Below are 1,731 nucleotides of genomic sequence, written 5' to 3' on the forward strand. Positions count from 1 at the left end.
ATTGGTATCGGTTATCTAGCAGCAGGGCTGAACACGCTGGGAACGCATTATGCGCGGCTGGAAACGCTGGGTACTGTCAGCCCTGAAAGGCTCTGGCGTGGCGGCCTCTCCATCGCTATCGGGATCATGTTGTTTGCCAGTTCCGTCGGTATCGGCCGCCTCTGGTTGCGGCTTCGGGCGTTATGATGCCGAGTCGAGGACGGCGGAAGCGGCCGTCCTGTATTTCCTGGAAGCTCATATTTCCTAGAGGCTCATATTCACTAGGTGCTCACCAACCGCGCTCGACTGGTGCCATTACCCAACGGTTCGACCTGGATCTGCACCGGGATGCGTTCGTGCATTTCCTGTACATGCGAGATCACGCCGACGCGGCGCCCTAGCGCTTGCAGGCCGTCGAGGGCGTCCATGGCGAGCGCCAGGGATTGCGGGTCGAGGCTGCCGAAGCCTTCGTCGATGAACAGTGATTCGATGACGAGTTCGCCGGAAGCCATTGAAGCGAGCCCCAACGCCAGCGCCAGCGAGACGAGGAAGGTTTCGCCACCGGAAAGCGAATGCACCGAGCGGTGCTCGTCGCCCATGTCGCGGTCCTCCACCAGCAGGCCCAGCTCGCTGCCGCCACGAATCAGCTTGTAACGGCGGCTAAGCCCCGTCAGGTGCGCGTTGGCGTGCTCCAGCAGTTGCTCCAGATTGTAAGCCTGCGCGATGCGTCGGAAGACCTTGCCGTCGGCGGAGCCGATCAACTCACTGATGCAGCCCCAGCGACGGTACTCGGTGCGCGCGGCATCGAGTTCGGCTTGTCCCTCGCGCTGGCGCTGACGCTTGCGGTCGTCGTCGCGCAGTGTGTGCAGGGCATCATCGCGCTGCGTTTGGGCGGCGTCGAGCCGGGGCGCCAAAGCGTCACGCGCGGTTTCTAACGCCTCTCGGCGCTGGTCGATCCGGGCGTCGACCGTCTCGCTCAAGAGGGTGTCTGCGTTAGCGTCGTGCTCGGTCAACGCCTGCTCGCGGCGATGATCGATGAGGGCCTGGCGGCGCTCGGCGAGGGCGGCAGCGGTCTGCTGACGGGCCTGCTCGGCCTGGGTCAATTCCCGTTCTCGACGATCGGCGGCGTCGTCGGTTTCGGCCAGTAGTCGCTGCAGGGTGGCGTCGTCCAGATCGGGATGCGCTTGGCGCCAGGCATGCAGCTCACGAGTGAGGGTGTCGATTTCCTGCTTGAGCCTGGCGAGTTGCTCGGCCTCGTAGTGCGATTGCTGGGCGAGCCGCTGGGTTTCCCGTTCACTGTCATGGCATTGGGCAAGCGCCGTATCCAGGGCCTGGCGCGCGGCGGCCTGATGCGTATCGAGCTGCTGCTGCCAGGCATCCGGCGACGCATGCTCGCCGAGCAGGTCCTTGAGCCGGGCGGCGATGTCGTCGCGCTCACGGCGTAGCTGAGGCAGACGCTCATCGAGTTCTTCGAGTTCCTTGTCGAGACTGGTGCGCTGGGCATCGAGCTGGGCAAGCGTTAGCTCGCTTTGGCGCAATGCCTCGTCGAGCGGTGCCAGTTCGGCCTCGGCGTGAGCAAGGGCCTGAAGCGTCTTTTCATGTTGCGCGCGCTGGGCGTCGCTTGTCTGGCGTTGCTCGGTCAGCCAGGCATCACGCCGGTCATGATCGATGGTAGCTAGCTCGGTGTATAGCGGATGTTCGTCGAGTGCCTGGTGCGCCTCTTGGTGGCGCTTATCGGCATCCGCAGCGTCC

1 protein-coding gene and 1 pseudogene are annotated in these 1,731 nt (G+C 64.4%); one reads left to right on the forward strand and one right to left on the reverse strand.

The genetic code is table 11. From position 1 onward, the window contains the following. Positions 1 to 186, forward strand: a pseudogene (locus OP495_RS17565) (hypothetical protein); the annotation flags it as partial. A gap of 74 nt (positions 187 to 260) precedes the next feature. Here the strand turns inward: OP495_RS17565 and OP495_RS17570 are convergent. After that, positions 261 to 1,731: SbcC/MukB-like Walker B domain-containing protein (locus OP495_RS17570; protein ID WP_280571054.1), on the reverse strand; the 1,471-nt coding region annotated here is incomplete at its 5' end.

Source organism: Chromohalobacter sp. 296-RDG, assembly GCF_029889885.1.
Taxonomy (GTDB): domain Bacteria; phylum Pseudomonadota; class Gammaproteobacteria; order Pseudomonadales; family Halomonadaceae; genus Chromohalobacter.